Annotated in this window: 14 protein-coding genes and 6 pseudogenes; 9 read left to right on the top strand and 11 right to left on the bottom strand. The window is 42.8% G+C overall.

Annotated elements, in window-relative coordinates; all coding sequences use genetic code 11:
- Positions 1 to 179 precede the first annotated feature (179 nt).
- From guaB to pdxH, 3 genes and pseudogenes are all read left to right on the top strand, one after another.
- The gene (guaB, locus tag TT12_RS09510; protein WP_045454296.1) at positions 180 to 1,652 is read left to right on the top strand and encodes an IMP dehydrogenase; all 1,473 of its coding nucleotides are present in this window, start codon (positions 180 to 182) and stop codon (positions 1,650 to 1,652) included.
- Positions 1,653 to 1,865: 213 nt separating this feature from the next.
- Positions 1,866 to 3,235: pseudogene (gene glmM, locus TT12_RS09505) on the top strand (phosphoglucosamine mutase).
- A gap of 43 nt (positions 3,236 to 3,278) precedes the next feature.
- Positions 3,279 to 3,922, top strand: a pseudogene (gene pdxH / locus TT12_RS09500) (pyridoxamine 5'-phosphate oxidase).
- Positions 3,923 to 4,070: 148 nt separating this feature from the next.
- Here pdxH and TT12_RS17235 read toward each other — a convergent pair.
- From TT12_RS17235 to TT12_RS09465, 8 genes and pseudogenes are all read right to left on the bottom strand, one after another.
- Positions 4,071 to 4,388 carry a hypothetical protein gene (locus tag TT12_RS17235; protein WP_502685177.1) on the bottom strand — a complete coding sequence of 106 codons (318 nt, stop codon included), beginning with the start codon at positions 4,386 to 4,388 and terminating at the stop codon, positions 4,071 to 4,073.
- An 89-nt stretch (positions 4,389 to 4,477) separates the two neighbouring features.
- Entirely contained in the window at positions 4,478 to 5,359 is an 882-nt protein-coding gene (locus TT12_RS09495; protein WP_243443552.1) for an HlyD family secretion protein, read from the bottom strand.
- A 107-nt stretch (positions 5,360 to 5,466) separates the two neighbouring features.
- Positions 5,467 to 7,083 carry an efflux MFS transporter permease gene (locus tag TT12_RS09490; RefSeq protein ID WP_045454293.1) on the bottom strand — a complete coding sequence of 539 codons (1,617 nt, stop codon included), beginning with the start codon at positions 7,081 to 7,083 and terminating at the stop codon, positions 5,467 to 5,469.
- A gap of 502 nt (positions 7,084 to 7,585) precedes the next feature.
- Positions 7,586 to 8,215, bottom strand: a complete 630-nt coding sequence (locus TT12_RS09485) for a glutathione S-transferase family protein (RefSeq protein ID WP_045454290.1) — start codon at positions 8,213 to 8,215, stop codon at positions 7,586 to 7,588.
- Positions 8,216 to 8,262: 47 nt separating this feature from the next.
- Positions 8,263 to 8,939 (bottom strand): annotated as a pseudogene (locus tag TT12_RS09480) (type 1 glutamine amidotransferase domain-containing protein).
- Between the two features lie 219 nt (positions 8,940 to 9,158).
- On the bottom strand, positions 9,159 to 10,208 hold the full coding sequence (gene curA, locus TT12_RS09475; RefSeq protein WP_045454287.1) for an NADPH-dependent curcumin/dihydrocurcumin reductase: 1,050 nt from the start codon (positions 10,206 to 10,208) through the stop codon (positions 9,159 to 9,161).
- Between the two features lie 156 nt (positions 10,209 to 10,364).
- Positions 10,365 to 11,584, bottom strand: a pseudogene (locus TT12_RS09470) (iron-containing alcohol dehydrogenase).
- Between the two features lie 208 nt (positions 11,585 to 11,792).
- Positions 11,793 to 12,395, bottom strand: coding sequence for a TetR/AcrR family transcriptional regulator (locus TT12_RS09465; protein ID WP_045454283.1), 603 nt, complete (start codon positions 12,393 to 12,395; stop codon positions 11,793 to 11,795).
- A gap of 406 nt (positions 12,396 to 12,801) precedes the next feature.
- On the opposite strand from TT12_RS09465, the pseudogene TT12_RS09460 reads away from it, so the two are divergent.
- Positions 12,802 to 14,290: pseudogene (locus tag TT12_RS09460) on the top strand (aldehyde dehydrogenase family protein).
- A gap of 93 nt (positions 14,291 to 14,383) precedes the next feature.
- Here TT12_RS09460 and TT12_RS09455 read toward each other — a convergent pair.
- Positions 14,384 to 14,614 (bottom strand): hypothetical protein, encoded by a 231-nt coding sequence (locus TT12_RS09455; protein WP_045454282.1) that lies wholly within the window; start codon positions 14,612 to 14,614, stop codon positions 14,384 to 14,386.
- Between the two features lie 200 nt (positions 14,615 to 14,814).
- Between TT12_RS09455 and TT12_RS09450 the strand changes: the two genes are divergently transcribed.
- The 3 genes from TT12_RS09450 to TT12_RS09440 all read left to right on the top strand — a co-directional run bounded on the left by TT12_RS09450 (position 14,815) and on the right by TT12_RS09440 (position 18,486).
- Positions 14,815 to 16,227: a DASH family cryptochrome gene (locus TT12_RS09450; RefSeq protein ID WP_045454279.1), complete on the top strand. Its 1,413-nt coding sequence runs from the start codon at positions 14,815 to 14,817 to the stop codon at positions 16,225 to 16,227.
- 198 nt (positions 16,228 to 16,425) lie between these two features.
- Positions 16,426 to 17,667 (top strand): NnrS family protein, encoded by a 1,242-nt coding sequence (locus tag TT12_RS09445; protein WP_045454276.1) that lies wholly within the window; start codon positions 16,426 to 16,428, stop codon positions 17,665 to 17,667.
- Between the two features lie 300 nt (positions 17,668 to 17,967).
- Complete coding sequence (locus TT12_RS09440; RefSeq protein WP_045454273.1) at positions 17,968 to 18,486, top strand: Rrf2 family transcriptional regulator; 519 nt, start codon at positions 17,968 to 17,970, stop codon at positions 18,484 to 18,486.
- A 94-nt stretch (positions 18,487 to 18,580) separates the two neighbouring features.
- On the opposite strand, the pseudogene TT12_RS09435 reads toward TT12_RS09440, so the two are convergent.
- Positions 18,581 to 19,326, bottom strand: a pseudogene (locus TT12_RS09435) (hypothetical protein).
- Between the two features lie 301 nt (positions 19,327 to 19,627).
- Between TT12_RS09435 and TT12_RS15560 the strand changes: the two are divergent.
- The gene (locus TT12_RS15560; RefSeq protein WP_207804039.1) at positions 19,628 to 20,023 is read left to right on the top strand and encodes an ankyrin repeat domain-containing protein; all 396 of its coding nucleotides are present in this window, start codon (positions 19,628 to 19,630) and stop codon (positions 20,021 to 20,023) included.
- Positions 20,008 to 20,418 (top strand): ankyrin repeat domain-containing protein, encoded by a 411-nt coding sequence (locus TT12_RS15555; protein ID WP_207804038.1) that lies wholly within the window; start codon positions 20,008 to 20,010, stop codon positions 20,416 to 20,418. The genes TT12_RS15560 and TT12_RS15555 overlap by 16 nt, the downstream gene beginning before the upstream one ends.
- A gap of 63 nt (positions 20,419 to 20,481) precedes the next feature.
- Here the strand turns inward: TT12_RS15555 and TT12_RS09425 are convergent, their stop codons facing one another.
- Entirely contained in the window at positions 20,482 to 21,543 is a 1,062-nt protein-coding gene (locus TT12_RS09425; RefSeq protein WP_207804037.1) for a dienelactone hydrolase family protein, read from the bottom strand.
- Positions 21,544 to 21,847: the final 304 nt, after the last annotated feature.

The following is a 21,847-nucleotide window of genomic DNA, read 5'->3' as shown; positions in this document are numbered from 1 at the left end:
TGTCTCTGTTTGTTTAATCACAAACACCGGCTGGCTCATTGCTGATTATCTAAAACTTTGTGATACGAGGTCTTTAATTTTAAGACTTTAGCTTCATAAAGTCATATCGGTGATTTTGGTTGATTGTCTTAATGCCAAAAATATCCCACCCATCAAAATAACCACCACTAGGGGTCTGTATGTTGCGAATTGTCGATGAAGCCTTAACCTTTGATGACGTTTTATTGTTGCCAGCTTATTCTGAAGTCTTGCCAAAAACTGCCGATCTGACTACCCGTTTGACCAAAAATATCACGCTGAATCTACCGCTGATTTCTGCCGCGATGGATACCGTGACCGAATCTGAAATGGCCATTACGATGGCACAACTAGGTGGTATGGGTATCTTGCACAAGAGCATGGATATCGCCAAGCAAGCGACACAAGTACGCCGCGTCAAAAAATTTGAAGCAGGTACGGTTGTAGATCCGATTACTGTGCATCCAGAGATGACGATTGGTGATCTGCTACAGCTGACGCAAGACAATAATATCTCAGGCGTACCTGTGGTAGAAAGAGGCACTGATAATGTCGTGGGTATTGTGACTCACAGAGATTGGCGCTTTGAAACCAATCTGTCTTTGCCAGTTAGTAAAATCATGACGCCAAAAGATCAGTTGGTGACAGTACATGAAGGTGAAAGCAACGAAAACATCAAGCGTCTGCTACATGAACACCGCATTGAAAAAGTCATCGTTATCGACGATCATTTCCGCTTACGTGGTTTGATTACGGTTAATGATTTTGCAAAAGCTGAAAACAATCCAAATGCTTGTAAAGATGAGCAAGGTCGTCTGCGTGTTGGTGCTGCTGTTGGTACTGGTGCAGATACCCAAGCGCGCGTTGAAGCGTTAATCGCTGCTGACGTCGATATCATCGTGGTTGATACCGCACATGGTCATTCAAAAGGCGTGATTGATAAGGTGTCTTGGATTAAAAAGCACTATCCACACGTACAAGTCATCGGTGGCAATATCGCAACAGGGGATGCTGCACTTGCACTACGTGATGCAGGCGCTGATGCGGTGAAAGTCGGTATTGGCCCTGGTTCTATCTGTACTACGCGTATCATCGCTGGTATCGGTGTGCCGCAAATCTCAGCCATCGATAACGTCGCTAGCGCATTAAAAGACAGTATTCCACTAATTGCTGATGGTGGTATTCGCTATTCAGGTGATATGGCAAAAGCTATTGCCGCTGGTGCTTCGTGCATCATGGTAGGCTCATTGATGGCTGGCACTGAAGAAGCGCCGGGTGAAGTTGAGCTGTTCCAAGGTCGTTACTACAAAGCTTACCGCGGTATGGGTAGCCTTGGTGCGATGTCAGGCTCAAATGGTTCATCAGACCGTTACTTCCAAGATGCCAAAGATGGTGTAGAAAAATTAGTACCAGAAGGTATCGAAGGCCGAGTTCCTTATAAAGGTCCAGTTGCTGGTATTGTTAATCAGTTGGTTGGCGGTTTGCGCTCATCAATGGGTTATACTGGCTCTGCGACCATCGAAGATATGCGTACCAATCCACAGTTCATTAAAGTGACATCGGCGGGTATGAAAGAGTCGCATGTCCATGATGTTCAAATCACTAAAGAAGCACCGAACTATCGTGTGAACTAAAAGGTGTTTTATAATCCTGCATTATGTCAACGATAGCTATTTTGCAGGGCTGCAGTGACTTTAAGATACAAACAGCCAACAATGCCTTGTTATTGTTGGCTGTTTTTTTTGTAAAATACACAAGCGGATTATAATAATAACTACTTAGACTGTTTATACGTTATTGTTTGCGTATTCGTCTGGTTTTCACTCTTAGATTTGGGAGCATACATAATGAGCTACTTTGGCACCGATGGTATTCGCGGAAAATTCGGTGAGTCGCCGATCACACCAGACTTTATTTTAAAATTGGGCTATGTGACGGGACGTGTGCTGATAGAGAATAATGACAATCCTGCGCGCAAGCCAAGCGTGGTCATCGGTAAGGATACGCGGCTGTCAGGTTATGTGATTGAAGGCGCATTGCAAGCGGGGTTTAATGCCGCTGGTGTTGATGTGCATATGCTTGGACCATTACCCACACCAGCGATTGCGCATTTGACCCGTAGTTTCAATGCAGATGCTGGGGTAGTTATTTCAGCGTCGCACAATCCTTACTATGATAACGGTATCAAGCTGTTTTCAGGAGATGGCAAAAAGCTGACTGATGAGATGCAAAACTCTATTAATGACAAGCTAAAAGCGATTATGAGTGCCTCTGAGGCGGACAATAACGTGATCATGCCTATTCTTGATCCAGCACAATTGGGGAAAAATAATCGAATCAATGATGCCAAAGGTCGCTATATCGAATTCTGTAAAGGTAGTTTTCCTTATCAGTACGACTTGAGTCATCTGACTGTCGTCGTAGATTGTGCCAATGGTGCAGGCTATAGCGTGGCACCAAGAGTCATGCGTGAGTTGGGTGCCAATGTGATTGCTATTAACAATACGCCTGATGGCATCAATATCAATGCCGACTGCGGCTCTACCCATCCTGAAGGCTTACAGAAAGCAGTGATTGAGCACGAGGCAGATGTTGGTATCGCACTAGACGGTGATGGCGATCGTATTGTGATGGTTGATGAGGCTGGTAATCTGGTCGACGGCGATGGCATTTTATACGTACTTGCTACCCAAGGTCAGACTAAGGCGAAAGGTGTGTTGGTACGCTCATGAGTAACATGGGCTTAGAGTTGGCACTCAAAGCGGCAGATATTAAATTTACACGTGCAAAAGTAGGCGATCGTTATGTGATGCATGAGCTTGAAGCAAATGGCTGGATACTGGGCGGCGAACCATCGGGTCATATTCTATGTTTAGATAAGAGTCGTACGGGTGATGCCATTATCGCCGGCTTGCAAGTGCTTGCGGTGATGGAAGCACGTGGTAAAGCGCTCAGTGATTTGACCGAAGGCTTTGAAAAATTGCCACAAAAACTGGTCAATGTGCGCTTAAGTAAAATGCAAGATCCGTTTGAGCATGAAGAGCTGGTTGCTGCTTTTGCAAAAGCACAGGCCACTTTAGAGGGTCGCGGTCGTCTGCTCATTCGCCAATCAGGTACAGAACCTATGATACGTGTGATGGTTGAGTCGGATGATGAAATAGAATGTGACGTGTTGGCAAATGATTTGGCTGACCATATCAAAGCAGTATTGGGCTAACGTCATAATATAGTTATATTAAAATAAGGAAGATTTTATGAGCATGGATTTTACCGATCAGCGTTTGTCATACGAAAAAGGTGAGCTTGATCAACAGTCCGTCCCAGACTCTCCATTTGAGCTACTAAAAGAATGGATGAATGAGGCGATAGCGCAAAAAGTCCAAGAGCCTTATGCCATGAGTCTTGCAACGTGCGGTGCTGATAATAAACCAAGTGTACGTATTGTTCTCATGCGTGAGATTACCGAGAATGGTGTGATTTTTTACACGAATTATGAAAGTGCTAAAGGTCAAGACATTGCCGAAAACCCGAATGCTGAAGTGCTGTTTTTTTGGCATGAGTTGGAGCGCCAAGTACGTATTAGTGGCAGTATTGCTAAAATCGATGCTAATAAGTCAGCTGCTTACTTTCAAAAGCGTCCCCACGACAGTCAGGTGGGTGCGTGGGTCAGCCAACCTCAAAGTGGTGAAGTTGCTAATCGTGAGGTAATGCAAGCCAAGTTTGATGAGCTACAAAACCAATATCCAAAAGATAGCCAAGTGCCAACACCAGAATTTTGGGGTGGTTACGAGATTACCATTCATGAGATTGAGTTTTGGCAAGGTCGTGCCAATCGCATGCATGACCGGATTATCTATACCAAAGACAATAACGAAGCTGGATTACCAAACGCCTTCTACCTTAACCCAAGCGCTCTACTTATATTATTATATAAGTAGAAAAGCCAGTCTAGGCGTCATAGTGTTTATGACATCTGGACTGGCTTTTTATTTTGTGTCTTCTCGGGGCAGGGTTAGCGCCCAGCAGTGCCTATAGGTGAATGTTCAACAAGCCTAATTCGTTTTAGTATCGACATCTACTGAAACAGACATACCGGGGCGCAATTTAGCAAGCTCAGGTTGCCCTTGGTCTAAGTCTATCCGTACCGGAATACGCTGAGCGATTTTAATATAATTGCCAGTTGCAGGATTTGATGCGCCAGCGCTAAATTCACTGCCAGTCGCTGGTGAAATATTACTGACATGACCACGAAATTTAATGCCGCTCAGCGCATCGACGTGAATAGTCGCAGGCTCACCGACAGTCATATTTGCTACTTGAGTCTCTTTAAAGTTGGCAATAATCCATACACCATCTGGAACCACATACATGAGCTGTGTGCCCGCGCTGACATATTGCCCAGCTTTGACGCTGACTTGACTCAGTTGTCCTGATTCAGGGGCAGTAATAATCGTATTGTCTAAATTAATCTGGGCTTGTTTGGCAACTGCTTCTGCATTTTTAATATTGGCATCGAGTGATGAGCGACTGCCACTGGTTTTTTGCTGGCCTCAAGGGCAACTTGTAAATTGGCTTCTGCCTGCTGAACGCCAGCTTGTGCTTGTGCGAGCTGAGCTTGGGCATGAGCAACTTCTGCTTTCGACACAGCACCAATAGCATCAAGTCCTTGATAGCGCTTGACATCCTCGCGTGCACTATCGACGCTGACTTTGGCGCTATATAAGTCCGCTTTACGTGCTTCGATTTGTGCTTGACTAGTGCCAGTATCTTGCGCATTGCTTGAGCGGTCGGTCATAGCGACTTCGATATTGGCTTGTGCTTGTTCGAGCTGCTGCTGAAAGGCGCGGTCGTCTATCTTAACCAACAAATCACCGGCTTGTACATTTTTAAAATCTTGTACTGCTACTTCGGTAACATAACCAGAAACTTGCGGGCTGATAATCGTCGTTCGACCCTTAATAAAAGCATTGTTAGTCTGCTGAACCGTAGGCGTAAAGGGCGGTAGCTTCCACGCATAAAGAATCAAAAGCACACCAATAATAATTAAGACAATCAATAAACCTAGGTTGAAGTAGGATTTCTTTTTAGGCGACCAACCTGTAGCGTCAGGAATAGGTTCTTTTGGCGGCATTGGCGTTTCATCAGCATCAGCAACTGACGTCACTACCGGGTCTTCTTTTTTCGGTACGGTTACAGTATCATCATTTTTCGATTGCTTTAGAGGCCCCTCTATGGTGGTTGCATCGGATGGTATCTGATTGTTTCCAGCAGCGTTTTGGGTGGCATCTTGAGCGGTGTCTTGATTATGGTCATCAAGATCATTTAATTTGTCTTCGCTCATGACGCGCTCCTAATGAGATTAGTAAACATAGTGGATAACTTTTTAAAATATAGTAATTAGCATAAGAAGAAAAGGTAACAGCAACAAATCGATATAATTATCACCTGTTATTTTTTGCCCATCATTTCTGCCAATGCGGCAAGTTCTTTACCAAGTGGATTGCGTTTATGATAAAGGTAGTAAAAATAAACCATCAATAAATATAACGCAGTGATAGTGGCGCTCACCGCCATCAAAAAGAATAAATCGTCATAAGCGGCGACCGTTGCTTGACGTTGCACACTCTGTAGCATTTGGGTCATCGTAGCAGGATCAGTGGTATTCATTGAACTGACCATATCGGTATAATGCATCTGAGTACGAATGGTAGTAAATGCTTGAATACCTGCCGCGCCTGCCAAACCGCCGATCGTTTGTGAGATACCAAAAATCACCGAAAAGCTAATAATGTAGGCAGGTCCGTTAGCAATGGCGCGAAACATACCTTCAAATACCATTGGTCCCATGAAATAAACGGCAGCAAAAGCGATTATAAACTGACTGAAATAGAACATATAAGGGGCAGAGTTTAGCGACACACCCGTATCTACCCATGCACCAATCGCAATCAAGGCAACCGCAAAAATCACGGGTCGGCGCAGATCCGTCGCCTTGGTGGTAAAAATGCTAATCACTAATGCCAGTATGCTAGCCACCAAGATGATCGCATAAAAAACAATCAGCTGGTCATTACCATAACCAAGGTTTGCTAATAATCCTGCGGCGCCCACACTTTGCTCAGACAGCAAAATACGCATGACGGCACCAGTAATCATAAAGGCAATAATGGTGCGACTACGCATCCAGCGCACTTGTAGCATTGGGTTTTTGCGGTGCGTCTCAATCCATAAAGCAATCGAGATAGTCACGACGGCAATGATCAATGGATAGCTAAGCCAAGGCATTGTCCACCATTGAATTCTACCTTGTACTAAAAATACCGATAGGGCGGCAAGACCACTGGCAAAAAAGCCAAAACTCACCAAATCAAGTTTTTCAAAGACCTTTTCCGTGTTGCCCGGTGGTAGCTCAAGAATATTAATAAGCCCAAAGCAAATCAGCGATAGTCCCACTTGAAATAAAAATAAACCTTCAAGCTGACCATCAACGGCTAAATAAGGCGAGATAATCCGTGACAGTGGAATGCCAAACTGCACCAAGCCAAAGCCCAAAATAAGTCCGCTGATACGCCGAGCAGTTGGCATGCCTTGTAGACAATAAAAAATAGACAATACCGTCATCGCACTAGCCACCACACCACTAAAGCCACGGGCGAGCAGTTCTAAATAATAAGGCTCAATGCTAACCCCAATCGTCGTACTGAGTAGATTGCTACTGACCAACCACTGCATACTGGTGGCTGCCAATAAAAAGAACAAAGTGATTTTGCTAAATAACGACATGCCAAATTGCTGGCGAATTTTGTACAGCAGCACCGTGACACAAGCATTGGTCATATTGTAGGCGACTGATATCCAGCCACCTTCTACGGGCGTTAAACCCATTTCGCCTTGGATTTGAGTGAGATTCGCGACCAATAGACCGTTCTGAAAGCTGGCAGTTAAGCCGATAAAAATACCAATCAGTAAATAAAATACTTTACGGCGCACAGGGTGATCAGGGGTGGCAGGCGAGCCAAGCATGAATGGTCGTTCATGGGGCTTAAACTGGTATTCAGTACTCATGGATGGATAATCTGCGTAGAGGGATAAAATGGTGTATAGCCGTTGTTAAACAAGCATCGCGCTCGTCGGATAGTCATGAAGCTCAAGACGTTCAAAGTCATTTAATAAAAAGTCATTTAACAGAAAGTCATTTAGTAGGCTGATAAAACCAAAAAAGTATTCTAAACCCTGTTTTGAATATTTTATCATAATTTTTGTTGAGCATTTATCACGCATAACTAACACATTGAAAATCAAGTTAAAAGATAGATGCAGCTGTCTGTCAATGATAGACGATAAGAAACACAGTGCTATAGTCAGAGCACTTTTAAACTGCTACGGCTTTACCCGCCATAGATGTACTCAGTGTACTATCTGCGGTCGGTCGCCTTGTAGCGATTCTAAAATTCCTTGACTATATGTCACATAGCTACGACTCAGGTCATTTTCACCCATAAAAACAGCTCTATAAAGAGCTGTTTTTTTATACATTAAATAGTCGATAAACAGTTAGACCATGGTACTAAATAGAGTAATCATAATTCGCCTCTAAACGCATGCTGCGCTGATAGCTATCAAGACTGGCGAGTTGTAAAGCATACTGCTTGATATGCGGATAATCATCTAACGCTTCACGCTTAGCCAGCATGATTAAGTCAAAAGACAGCATAAAGTCAGCGCCGCTTAGCTTATGACCAACGATAAATGGCTTATCTGCAACTTCCTCGTTTAGATAGCTCAACAGTCTGTGTTTTTCTTGACTGATATAACCATCTAAAAACTCGTTATCGACGATACCGGCTTTTTTGGTAAATAGCTCCAGTAATAACGGCAACATGAGCGAGCTTTCAGCAAAGTTAATCCATTGCAGATAATGTCCATAGTCTACGCTATCAGTCGTAGGACGTAAGCGCTCTGGCGCAAATCGCTCAATCAATAACTCAGTGATTGCACCCGACTCGGCATAAAGTTGACCATCCATCTCGATAACCGGAGATTTACCGAGTGGATGTACCGCCTTTAAACTGTCTGGTGCCAAATGAGTATTAGGATCGCGTTGATGACTAATGATCTCATAAGGCACGCCCAGCTCTTCTAAAAGCCATAAAATACGTAATGAGCGAGACTGGTTGAGATGATGTAAGCGAATCATGATAGTGGCCTTTTTGCATGGTCTATTATATTAACGTTAAAAAAATATTAACCTTTCAGCTTAGTGATTAAGCGCTTGGCAGCTTCCTCTGATGAAGCTGGGTTTTGTCCAGTAATCAGCAAGCCATCTTCGACCACAAATGATTCCCAATCAGCGGCTTTTTCATAGTTACCACCATTGGCTTTTAGTGCATCTTCTACTAAGAATGGCACGACATCTGTTAGACCAACGGCGTCTTCTTCTGAATTAGTAAAGCCAGTCACTGTTTTGCCTTTGACTAAATACTCACCGTCAATTTTGACATTTTTAAGAGCGGCTGGAGAATGACAAACAAAGGCGACAGGTTTGTCTTGTTTGACAAACGTCTCAATCAAATTAATCGAATTTTTATCGACTGCCAAGTCCCATAGTGGACCATGACCGCCTGGATAAAAGACTGAATCAAAATCTTCAGCGTTCATATCAGCGAGTTTTTCAGTATTGGCAAGATGCTTTTGAGCGTCGCTGTCTTCTTTAAAACGCTTGGTATCTTTCGTTTGCGTGTCTTCAGTGTCACTGCTCGGATCAAGCGGTGGCTGCCCGCCAGCAGGAGAAGCAAGTGTCACATTGACGCCCGCATCGATAAAAGCGTAATAAGGCGCGGCAAATTCTTCTAGCCAAAAGCCCGTTTTTTGCCAGTATCGCCCAACTTATCATGTGAGGTTAGTACCATTAAAATATTCATAGTCGTCCTTATTTATTATTGATGTTGTTCTTAAATCATGGGTTGTTAGCAGTCATGCTTAATTAATCATCTGCAATCAATATGAGTATTTGCAATGACTGCTAGCGGTATTCATAGAACAGTATTCATGGTTGAGAGGTCATTTTCAGTGGTTGTCTTAGCAAATTATGTTGTTAAGTCGTTATTTGCGATTCAACCAACTGAGAACCATTGGTTCGGTTATTCAACCTCAGAAACTTTAACCACTGTTTTACCAAAGTTATCGCCATTTAGCATGCGCACAAAGGCATTTGGTGCATCGTCTAAGCCTTCAGCGATATATTCTTTGGTTTTAACATCGCCTGACTCGACCCATTTGCTCATGGTTTTTAAGAATTCTGGGAAGTGATCGCCATACTCTTCAAAAATAATAAACCCTTTGATGGTGAGACGACGGCTTAGAATGTTGCCCATTAATACGCCTAAACGATCTTTACCATCAGGCAGCTCGGTGGCGTTGTATTGCGAGACCAGACCACAGACTGGGATACGTGCATGCGCATTTAATAATGGCATAACGGCATCAAACACCTTGCCACCGACGTTTTCGTAATAGATATCGATGCCATCTGGGCAAGCCGCTTTTAATTGCTCGGCAAAGTCATCCGCTTTATGGTCAATACAGACATCAAAGCCTAGCTCATTGACAGCAAAGTCACATTTTTCTTTGCCACCAGCCACACCAACGGTACGTAAGCCATACTGGTTGCCAACTTGACCTACCGTTGCACCAACGGGACCCGTTGCAGCAGCGACGACCAAAGTTTCCTCTTTTTGCGGCTTACCGATGTCGGTCAAACCCATGTAACCGGTAAAGCCTGGCATACCTAGTACGCCTAAACCATAAGAGGGATTTGACATGTTTTTGTCAAGCTTTAATACGCCTTCGCCATCACTGACGCTATAGTCTTGCCAGCCTGAGTTTGAGACCACTAAGTCACCCACAGCAAATTTATCGATATTGGATTCAACGACTTGGGCAACCGTGCCACCCATCATGACGTCACCCACTTCTAGCGGATCAGCATAGCTTTTCGCATCGCTCATACGTCCACGCATGTATGGATCTAAGGATAAGTAAACGGTACGCAGCAGCATTTCATTGTTATTTGGCGATGGGATATCGCTGGTTACCATATCAAAGTTTTCAGCTTTTGGCTCACCTGTTGGACGGCTTGCCAATTTGATTTGACGGTTTGTTTTTTGATTTTGTTGTTTATCAAAGCTCATTATCAGATTCCTTTTCTATTTATTGATTTTAAGATTCTATTGATTTTAATATTTACTGGTTTTGATATTTAATAGTGAATGGAGTAGTTACTCAGTGCTGAGCAACTACTATAAATAGCATAACAATATGTGTTTCTTATTACGGTGGTGTTTTTATTAAGCAGCTTTACTACTAATAGCACGTTGTAGAATACGGCGTGACACTTCTAAATCATTGTTGCTGTGCTCGCCTAACTGAACCATGTTGTGTGCTTCAAGCTGCTTGATAATCGGATCAATAGCTGATGCATCAAGTTCTGCATCTTCTAAACTGACGGGCAAGCCAAGGTCGCGGAAGAAGTTTTCGGTATGGACAATAGCGGCTTCAATGACAGCGTCTTCGTCTTGATGGGTATCATCAAGCGTAATATTCCAGACATTATGTGCATATTGAAGTAGTTTCTCTTTTTTGCTTTCTTTTAGCTCACGCATTACTGAGGGTAATAAAATGGTTAGGGTGCGGGCATGATCGATACTGTGTAACGAGGTTAGCTCATGACCGATCATATGTGTCGTCCAGTCTTGCGGTACGCCTGCACCGATTAGACCATTGAGTGCCATGGTCGCTGTCCACATAATATTCTTACGAGTTTCTAAGTTTTCTGGATCTTGTTTAACGATACGACCTTCATCAATGAGGATTTTCAGCAAGCTCTCAGCAAAGGCATCTTGCACTTTTGCATTGACTGTATACGTTAGGTACTGTTCCATGACATGGACAAAGGCATCAGCCACACCATTCATCACTTGACGCTCAGGTAATGTCAGTGTTTTGATTGGATCTAATATTGAGAACTTAGGGAAGGCAAGTGCGTTGCCAATGGTAGCTTAGCTTGACGTTCACTATAATTGATGACGCCGCCTGAGTTCATCTCAGAGCCAGTGGCTGGAATGGTCAAAACAGCACCCAAATCGATGGCAGAATCAATGTCTCTGCAATAGCTGGTTAGTGCATTCCATGCTTGTTCGCGTGAGACAGTCGTGCCATCTTCTTCAGTGAGGGATGATACCAATGCCACAAATTTACTACCATCAATGACTGAGCCACCACCGACCGCTAGCAAAAAGTCAATATTGTGTTCATTGACCATGTCTGCTGCTTTTAAAAGAGTCGTGAATTCTGGATTGGCTTCAATACCACCAAATTCGAATACGGTACGTGTACCGCTCGCAGCCAAGGCTTCTTTTACTTCGTCTAGCGTACCTGTGCGCTGTGCCGAACCGCCACCATAAGTGATAAGCACACGGGCATCAGTCGGGACCAATTCCGATAGTTGTTTGATTTGACCCTCACCAAAGACGATACGTACTGGATTGTAATATTGGAAGTTATTCATAGTATTCCTAAAATCATTAAATATTTGTGTTGGGCGTATGGGGTGCAAAAATCTCAGTGGCAAATTAGCCTTTCGTTTTTACAACTGTGGGCATTGTACATTAAATAGACCAGTCGTCTAGTAATTTTTACAAAACTCTCTTATAACTCAATTTTTTGCTTTAGATATAGGGAAGTATAAATGGCTAAAAAGCGTTTAACGCACGAAATTAGCGTCCCAATTGAGAAGTAGTCATCTGCCATACTTCTGCAAGCGGTGTATTGGTTTGGCTAATCTTGGCGATTAAACTGGCACCAAGCCAAACAAAATACCAACGTTTTGCCATGCTCTCGGCCGCGATATTGTCAGGTTGTGGTACAGAGTCATCCGCCCAGCCTGCTTTGATTTGTTCGGCAAGCCAGCTGATGGTCTGCTGATAACCAGCATTCAGTGCGATGCGCATAGGTTCAGACAGATCTGCAACCTCAGCGCTGAGCTTCACCACCAAGCATTTTTCATGATCACAGCCATTTTGTTGGGTGTCATACCAGCTTTGAAAGTAATCATAAATCTTTTGCTGGGCATTAACTTTTTGACGACCAATGTTGTCTAAGCGTATCTTATAGTCAGTAAAATAATGACTGATGATAGCTTCACCGAACGCTTCCTTTGAGGCAAAATAATGGTAAAAAGAGCCTTTAGGAATACCGGCTGTGTCTAGTATTTGTTTGATACCGACGGCAGTAAAACCTTTTTTGGAAATCAGTTGATAGCCTGTTTCTAACAGATGCGTTTTGGTATCTGGTGGGATTGTGGTTGAGGCCGCAGACATAATGGTAATGTCCTCCTATATTTTTTATGAATGTATTTCAGAGATAAGGTATGGCGAATAATGCTACTTAGCGCGCTATTAACAATTATTCATGATACTTTCTATGGGTAGATGCAGATTTTTATTGTTGCTTATAATGAGTGCTTATTGTAAAGGTTGATATGGTCACGTTACGTTTTTTCAACAATACTTTCTGACAAAATACGCTTATTTATATGAGGTCTATGGTAGCATTAGACCAGTCGTCTAGCAAGTTTCGTTTTGATGTGCTTAATCAAATGTCGCGAGCGCAGGCTATTTAATATAAATAACTGTGTTAAAGGTTATTTTTGATCTGCCTCAATTTGCTACCCATACTGTTTTATTGACAACCAACATAACATCCATAAAATAAATGAGAAGAATTATGTCAACTGATACCGATAATACCAAAGCCAATGCCTATAATGATTTCCACCTCCAGTACATTGCAGGGGAATGGCAAAGCGGTCAAGATGATAGCGTTAATACCAATACCAACCCCTACAATGGCGATACACTTGTAAAGATTCAGCAGGCGACAGAAGCACAGCTTAATGAAGCGTATCAAGCAGCAAGTGCGGCACAAAAAGAGTGGGCACAGCAGACGCCAGCGACACGAGCAGGTGTGCTATATAAAGTGGTTGAGATTTTAGATCAGCGCCAAGATGAAATCGTCGATTGGCTCATTAAAGAGTCGGGCAGTACCGTGTTAAAGCCATGGTTGAGTTTGCTGCTACCCGCGCCATTACCCTTGAGGCTGCGACATTCCCCAGTCGTGTACATGGCGAGATTCGTCCATCTAACACCCCTGGCAAAGAAAACTTTGTTTACCGTGAGCCCATCGGTGTCGTCGCTGTCATTAGTCCGTGGAACTTTCCATTACATTTGACCCAACGTTCTATTGCACCAGCTTAGCACTTGGTAACGCTGTGGTACTCAAGCCTGCGAGTGATACCCCAGTGACTGGTGGTTTGCTGCTAGCAAAAGTATTTGAAGAAGCAGGTTTACCAAAAGGCTTGCTCAACGTGGTTGTTGGTTCAGGCAAAGAGATAGGAGATGCGATTGTTGAACACAAAACCCCAAGCTTTGTATCATTTACTGGTTCTACTTCAGTCGGTAAGCGCATTGGCGAGTTGGCCAATGGCGGCGACTACATTAAACAAGTAGCGCTTGAGTTGGGTGGTAACAGCCCATTTGTGGTACTAAAAGACGCTGATATTGAGCAAGCAGTCAAAGCAGCAGCCTTTGGCAAATTCTTACATCAAGGTCAAATCTGTATTGCTATTAATCGTATTATCGTTGAAGACGAGATTTATGATGACTTTGTTGAGCGTTTCTTGGCGCACGTTAAAACGTTAAATGTCGGCGATCCGAGCAAACAAAACACGGCGGTTGGTCCGATTATTAACAAAAAACAAGTCGAATCGTTGAAAGAGAAAATCGCTAATGCGCAGCAAGAAGGCGCAAAAATGATATTAAGTGGTGAGATTAAAGGACAAGTTGTACCGCCGCACATCTTTACTGAAGTGACGCGCGAGATGGATTTGTCACGTAATGAGGTGTTTGGACCATTGGTCGGTATCATCCGTGCCAAAGATGAAGATGATGCATTATCGATTGCCAATGACTCAATGTTTGGTCTGTCGAGTGCGGTATTTACAAAAGATATGGCAAAAGGCATGCGCTTTGCTCGCGGTATCAGAGCAGGCATGACCCATATTAATGATATTTCAGTCAATGATGAAAGTAACTTACCATTCGGTGGCGAGAAAAACTCAGGTATTGGTCGTTTTAACGGTGAGTGGGTGCTAGAAGAGTTCACTAGAACTCACTGGATATCTATGCAGCATGAGCCACGTGAGTATCCGTTTTAAGCGATGTATATTTTCAATGCTCTAAATTAAAGTTTCAATAATAAAAAAGCCTGCAAATAAGCGGGCTTTTTTATGGGAACGTTGAAAGTGTGATTATTTAAGGTGAAAGCCTAGCAAGTCTTGTATCTCCTCGACGGTCATATGTCTAACGAGCGCCTGATCTTCTACCGACAGGCGATTGGTGTGTTCTTTTATCATAGTATGGATACTACGAGCGACCTCAGAGGTGCTAGCATAATACATTTGCGGCTCCTCTTTGGTGAGTTTCATCAAAAACTTATCGATGATTTTGCGCTTTTCATGGGAAGCGTGTTCTTGAGTCATGACATTCTCCTAGTTATAAACCATCTAAGCAGTCAGCTCAGTGATAGTCAATGCTTATGGCTAGTATAACGCAGATAACAACGAGGATAGCGACTTAAGTTGAACGGGTAACACGCTCTATACTGTGTGTCACATTCTAAAATATTATAGTTTAGAATCAGCTTCAAGTGAGCGCGTTTCACTACTTGGGAATCGAGAGTATGTCAAATCACCAATCAGACAACGCATCAAATAAGTCAGTCAAAAAAGCGGTATTGGTCTTATTTCATAACGATTTGCGCATAAAGGACAATGAAACGTTAGTCAAAGCGGCGACATTGGCTAAAAGTAATCAAGGCAACCTGATGCTCATCTATGCTGATTTTTTGGCTGATTGCATTGAACCGAAAGAGAGCCGTCAAGCTTACCACTTTAATGAGATGGGCGCTGCTCGTCAGCAGTTCTTGTCTGAGAGCTTGGCTGATTTGGATCGATCGCTTCAGCGCCTTGGTAATCGATTGCTGTATCTGTCGCCAAGCTATTTATCAAAGAGTCAGTTGTCACCAGATAAGGTGGAGTCTGCCTTAAACACCTTTACTCAGTTATGCCAGCTCATTGAGCAGCAACAAGTCACCGATATCTGTGTCAGCCACACGGCAGATTATAATCAAAATAAAGGCTATGCTGCCTTGCAGAGCAAATATCCGCAGATAATATGGCACAGGCAATCAACCAATACGCTATTCGCTGATTTAACGACACAAGACCTGCCCAAAAGCTTTACCCAGTTTCGTAAAAAGGTTGAAGCAAGCCATGATTTATTGAATGCTGACGATGAGGTGGCTGTTTCTCCTACACCAAAGTCGCTGCCGCCAATGCCTGATGCGTTGATAGCTCATAGTAAATATCTTTTTAAAACAAAACCATCTGATGAGCAAGCACAGCAAGCGCTTAGCTTTAAAGGTGGTGAAACAAATGCAATGCTTCATTTAACTCACTATTTTGATTCTGCTGCGCCGCGCACTTATAAAACCACACGTAATGCATTGGATGACTGGACGCATTCCACTAAATTCTCGCCTTGGCTGGCAAATGGTTGCTTGTCTGTGAAAATACTGTTGAATCGCTTACGTCATTATGAGCGTGAGATTATCGCCAATGAGTCAACGTATTGGATATGGTTTGAGCTACTGTGGCGCGAGTATTTTTATTGGTATGCGATTGAACACGGTAGCAATCTATTTTTGTTTAAGGGCATTGGTCATCAATTACCAGCTACTCATTTTGACGATCAGCGTTTGCAGCAATGGCAGAATGGCAGCACGCCATATCCTATCGTCAATGCCTGCATGAATCAGCTAAAGCAAACAGGGTATATGTCTAATCGAGGCAGACAAATCGTTGCTAGCTGCTTTATTCATGAGCTGGGTTTAGACTGGCGTTACGGTGCAACCTATTTTGAGCAGCATCTTATCGATTATGATGTCGCGAGTAATTGGGGGAATTGGCAATATCTAGCGGGCGTAGGCGCTGATCCAAGAGGATGTCGGCAATTTAATCTTAGCAAGCAAACCCAGCAATACGATCCCAATGGTGAGTTCATTGATAAATGGCAAGGCGGTCATGTAAGTTAAAGCGGTTTATGGATTTTAGAGCACAAATACTAAATAGCACGTGCTAAACCGCTAATAGTCTTATCAGTGGTTGTTTTTTATGCTAATAGCAAACCGTTATAATGAGTTATAAAATTATCACTATTGTATAACTTATAACATTTATTTAAAATGAATCTTTATATTAAACTCTATTCACATGCTTCTAAGAAGAGTGCCATGCAATCGATCAACTTACCCAGCAAGCCACCCAGCTCTCCGCATCCCATTTTGAATTTGAGCTTTCGAATATTTTTTAGTGCTGCCGCGCTATTTGCCGTGATAACGATGCTGCTATGGTCTTTCGTATTTACTGGTCATACAGATATTGACGCACAAGCACTGAATCCGTTGTACTGGCACGGTCATGAGATGGTCTATGGTTATGCCTTGGCAGTCATTGCAGGATTTCTCCTCACGGCAGTGAAGACGTGGACAGGGGTAATGATGCCGCATGGTTATAAGCTGCTGGCTATCTTTGGCTGTTGGCTACTGGCACGTTTAAGCTGGGCAGGTTTTGGACTTGGTATGACGGTTGCGGGTAGCAGTATATCGTTGTTATATGTCGCCGCAGTATTTGACTTATTGTTTATCGCCTCGATGGCATTTGTGATATGTCGAGCGGTATTGCAGGTCAAACAGTATAAGCAAATGGGTATTTTAGCGAAATTGGCCTTATTGACCGTTGGCAATGGAATCTGCTACTGGGGTATTATCAATGCCGATATGAGTATGACTAAAATAGGTATTTATCTAGGGTTTTATTTGATTATCGGTTTGGTGCTGACCATTGGTCGCCGCGTGGTGCCATTCTTTATTGAACGTGGTCTGAGTGTTGGAACGACGGAAGTCATCAAGTTGCGCAATAGTAAAGTACAGGATATTGCGAGTTTATTGTTTTTCTTAGCGTTTTTTATCAGTGACTTGTTTTATCCTAATAAGTATCTGCTGACTATTACAGCACTTGGCGTAGCAGTGGTTAATATCGTCCGTTTGGTAGGTTGGTATCATCGCGGTATCTGGCAAAAACCATTGCTTTGGTCATTATATGTTGCATTTTTGGGCATGTGTTTGAGTTTTCTGCTGTATGTGCTGCAACCATGGTTGGGCTATACTCATAGTATTGCGATGCATGGGCTTGCCATTGCAGGCATTGGTATGATGACCGTGGCGATGATGACGCGGGTATCGCTTGGCCATACGGGACGCAGCATTCATCAGCCGCCCAAGACGGTGAATATCATGTATGGTCTGATGGTATTGGCATTTGTCAGTCGCGTGCTGTTGCCGCTTGCCGATATGAGTCACTATCTACTATGGATCATGATTGCCCAAGGGGCGTGGATTGCTTGCTTCGTGCTATTTTGTATCAGTTATTTGCCGATGCTGGCACGTCCTAGACCTGATGGTCTGTTTGGTTAGAGTCTGTAGAGCCGTTATAATACTATCGCCAAAAGAATAGGGGATTTATCCAAGTCTATCGACTGATTGTTGACGTTTTTAAGTAGGTTATTTTGCAAATGTTATAAGGTTTTGAGACCTTTGTTTTCCAGACACTGTTTGTTTAAAATACAGTTTGTTCAAAATACCGTTTATCCGAAATACCGTTTATCTGAGACACTGATTTTTCAAGACCCTCATTTTCAAACTCATATAGTTACATTACTAAAATTTAAGCTGATACATACTTGAGAGATTTATATAAAATAGGAGCGCAAATAAATGCGATTGACCAATTATAGCGATTATGCACTGCGCTCATTGATTTACTTGGCGGTGAGACCAGAGCCGCCATTACTCGCAAATATCAGTGGTATTGCCGACAGTTATGGCATTTCTAAAAGTCATTTGACCAAGATTATTCATCAGTTGGGTCAGCTTGGTTATATAGAAAGTGTGCGTGGTAAAAATGGCGGTATACGTTTGGCTCGTGCGCCAAAAGACATCAATTTGGGTGTATTAATTAAACAAATAGAGCCAGACTTTGATTTGGTCGAATGCTTTGCGACCCCCGCGAATGATAAGAGTAGTGATGGTCGCCAGACTGGTTCGACTGGTTTGCCTATTACGCTTATTGATGAAACGACAAATAACGCTAGAGGCTGTGTCATTAGCCCAGCATGCCAACTAAAAAGTGTGTTCTTTGAAGCGCTGACGGCATTTATTAACGTCCTTGAGCGCTATACCTTGGCAGATATTATCAATAACCAAGATGAGCTAGCGTCTTTATTGTTCCGTTAGTGATTTTTAATGTTGATGGAGTCATTGCAAGAAAGGGAGCGACCATCTTGGTCACTCCCTTTGTTATGCTTCTAATGTGAGATTATACGGTCAATTAAGCTTTTTCTAATTTTGGACGGGCTTTATCAATGGCTTTTAATAGCGCCACTTCAAACTCACCGTCATTAAATGTCACTAAATAAGAATGTGCGGCGCAGAAATTACGCACATCGCGCCATTCATGTGCAGATTGCTTGCCCAATCGCAATATCGCTTGCCAGCATCGGGTTCGTTTTTCAGCGCTTTTTTGGTCGTTGGGTGCAGTATGACCTCAGGTAATATCGCCTCTAATACCTTCATCGGTGGACTCATCAAGGTATCATCGACGTGCAAGCTTTGACTGGCAGGATGATAGGCTAATAGTGAGCCTGCGTGAATCATCTCATTGGGTGAGATATAGTGAATACCTTGTGACATAGAGAACTTAAGCTCAGGGTAACGCTTGGCGACCGCATCGCTTTCAACCAAGTCATCTGCCCATTGCACTTCAGGTACTTTTTTATGGTGGCGGCTACTGCCATAAAAGGTCGCCTGCGGGAAGTCTTTTGCCATTTGTGCACAGTGCACCGTATGGAATGGGTGGACGTTCAGTACTGCTTCGACATCTTGACCATTATTGGTTAATGCCATCACCTCATCGCGTACGTCACCAGTCAATGAATAACTATCCAAAAATATAAACTTTCCTGAGTTTAACTGTATAAGTGAGCACTGAGTACCAATGTTTAGAACACCGCCAATGCGAAAAGATCCGCGTATATTCCAAAATCCTGCCCCTAAATCATGAATTTTATCGGTCATTGAAATTATTCCTTAGTGTTTTTATTCGAGTTTCTTGATGTCTTAGCAATTTTAATAATGAATATTTCTCATCAATAGATGACAACTTATTATAAATGACCTCTTATTATGGTGAGTCATGTACCTAAAGTCTGTTATAAAAAAGATGTTGATTGTTAGGTTCAGTGTATAGCGTTAAAGTCTGATATAAGCCTATATTAACCGAGGGTCATTGTCATTCATAGCTTATAATTTATAGATTATTATTTAATGAATCTGTATAATATCTCTCACTATTTAATTTGTATTTGAAGGTTGAGTCATGAGATTTTTTGGAAAAATGAGCGCATCAGCGGTTATGGTAACGATGTTATTAGCAGGTTGCTCAAGCCTAAACAATGATAACAGCGTCACTAAAATTGACACTATCCAAGCTGCTCAAACCGCACCAGTCCCACAAGTGGGTTTTCGTTTCAGCACTACTGAGAATTTTGATCTTGCCAATCAAAACAAACTTTCTTGGCGTGTGTTTTATGACAAACCCTCTATAGGTGCAGATGCTACTTGGTTTGACGCCGTAAAACATGGTGATCTAGCCACGGTCAAATACATGGTTAACAATGGTCAAGACTTAGAAGTTAAGGACACAGGTAGCCTTAACCAAACGGCGTTAGGCTGGGCTGCTTTATCGGCTATGAAGATATGGTCGATTACTTAGTCAGTAAAGGCGCTGATATCTATGCTAAAGATGACGGTGATGTGTATAACGTCATGAAATCTGCTGTACTGGGAAAAAATACCAATATTGTCAAAAAAGTACATACGTTATTGAATGAAAAAGCGCCTGTGGACTTAAATGATCAGACGGTAGAAAGTGATGGTGAAACCTTGATTATGGTTGCAGCTAGTAATAATCGCCTTGAAACTGTCAAATATTTATTGGCGCAAGGTGCTAATCCAAATCTAGTGGCAACGACCAAAGACAAAAAAATGGGCTCGTATAATCAAGGTGCCTATTCATATGCGTGTTCGCGAGATTTGGTTGATATGCAAAAGCTATTAGCCGCCAATGGTGCTGTGAATCATCGCACTGGCAAAGCGAGCTGTGAATAATTGTGTTAATGACTTTACAAAAAAGGCTGCCATTTCGGTAGCCTTTTTCTATGCTAAGCGCTCCTAAGTCAGAGATTGACCAGCAGATTGTTTATCAGTACCTAGTTTATAAGTGCTTTTCTCATGAGTGCCTTGTTTATGAGCAGTTTTATAGTCGTAAGCGGATATACGAGGATTGTTGCCATAGTTGTCGTTACTACATAAAAACTGATCGAATCGGGTATCGCCATTAATATAGCGATGCATCCAAGCAATACCGGGCTTGCTCAGTAATATTTCATTAAAACGATAACTTGGACAAAAATGGCTACCGTTCTTTATCTCAATCTTCATTTTTGCGCCTGTAGCTTTATCATAAAAACGACTGCTGTATTTTTTATTTGAGGCAATACGGTCATTCTGGCAAGTAATGAATAAAGCAGGCGTGTTCATTTCGCCATAGTCTTTATCGTGATAGGGCGTTTGCGGAATAATCGCTCGAACCGTCTGACGTTTTGTCGCTAGCTGGAGAGCGCCGCCGCCGCCCATTGACCAGCCAATAGCGCCCAAGCGCGTACTATCTATCTGAGCGCCTACCGTATTGTCACGAAGCATATGATCAAGCGCCGCACTTAACTGCGCCGCACGGCTATCTGGGTCATCATAAATGGAGTTGGTATCGATGGTAATAACCACAAATCCCCAAGATGCCAAACGTGGCCCCCACCATTTAATAGAAGATTCGTAGGACACATAACCGGGTATCACTGCGATTCCGCCTAACAGACCACAGCCGCCTGCGTTGGTTGGATAATAAATGGTTCCGCCACCAAAGCCGTTGGCTAACTGACGAGGAACAGCTTTCTTAGCCACCGAAAAAGGCCCCTTATCACGCGTATCTGACAGATTAGCCGCTGTAATAATACTGTCGGCGATACAGTTTGACGGCACGGCTGGTGTTGATACAGGCGATGTTATTGCAACCGCTGACGCTATTGGGGTTGATACTATTTTGGTCGATTGCTCTTTAATTGTGAGCTTGTTCGTTGCGGCTACTTCGTCTAACGTAACTGCCGACGCATTTATAGAAAAAACCAGTGCACCTATAGCGACAATCCATTGCGAATAAAAAGGGTATTTGGGCATGATAGAGAATCTGTTATAGGTGAGTTGGATTTTGTCGCAGGTTATATTTTGTGGATATAAGTTTTTGTGAATCGCATTTATATATAATAGATCAAAATAATAGTAGACAGTAATCTGCTTGCTGTCAAAAATATACGTCACCTACGCAGTATATAAATCAGCAGTTTTTAGTGTTCAACAGACCCTAAGCATCAATAAAGCAATACCGATAACACACCGAAACCAGAGTCTGGTATTTGGTGTGCTAAAATCATACATGACACCTATCCCTAGCATTAGCCATTATTATTGTTTTTGTCATTAT

The sequence above is a fragment of the Psychrobacter sp. JCM 18903 genome, assembly GCF_000586475.1.
GTDB lineage: Bacteria > Pseudomonadota > Gammaproteobacteria > Pseudomonadales > Moraxellaceae > Psychrobacter.
This window is presented reverse-complemented; position numbering and strand designations above follow the sequence as displayed.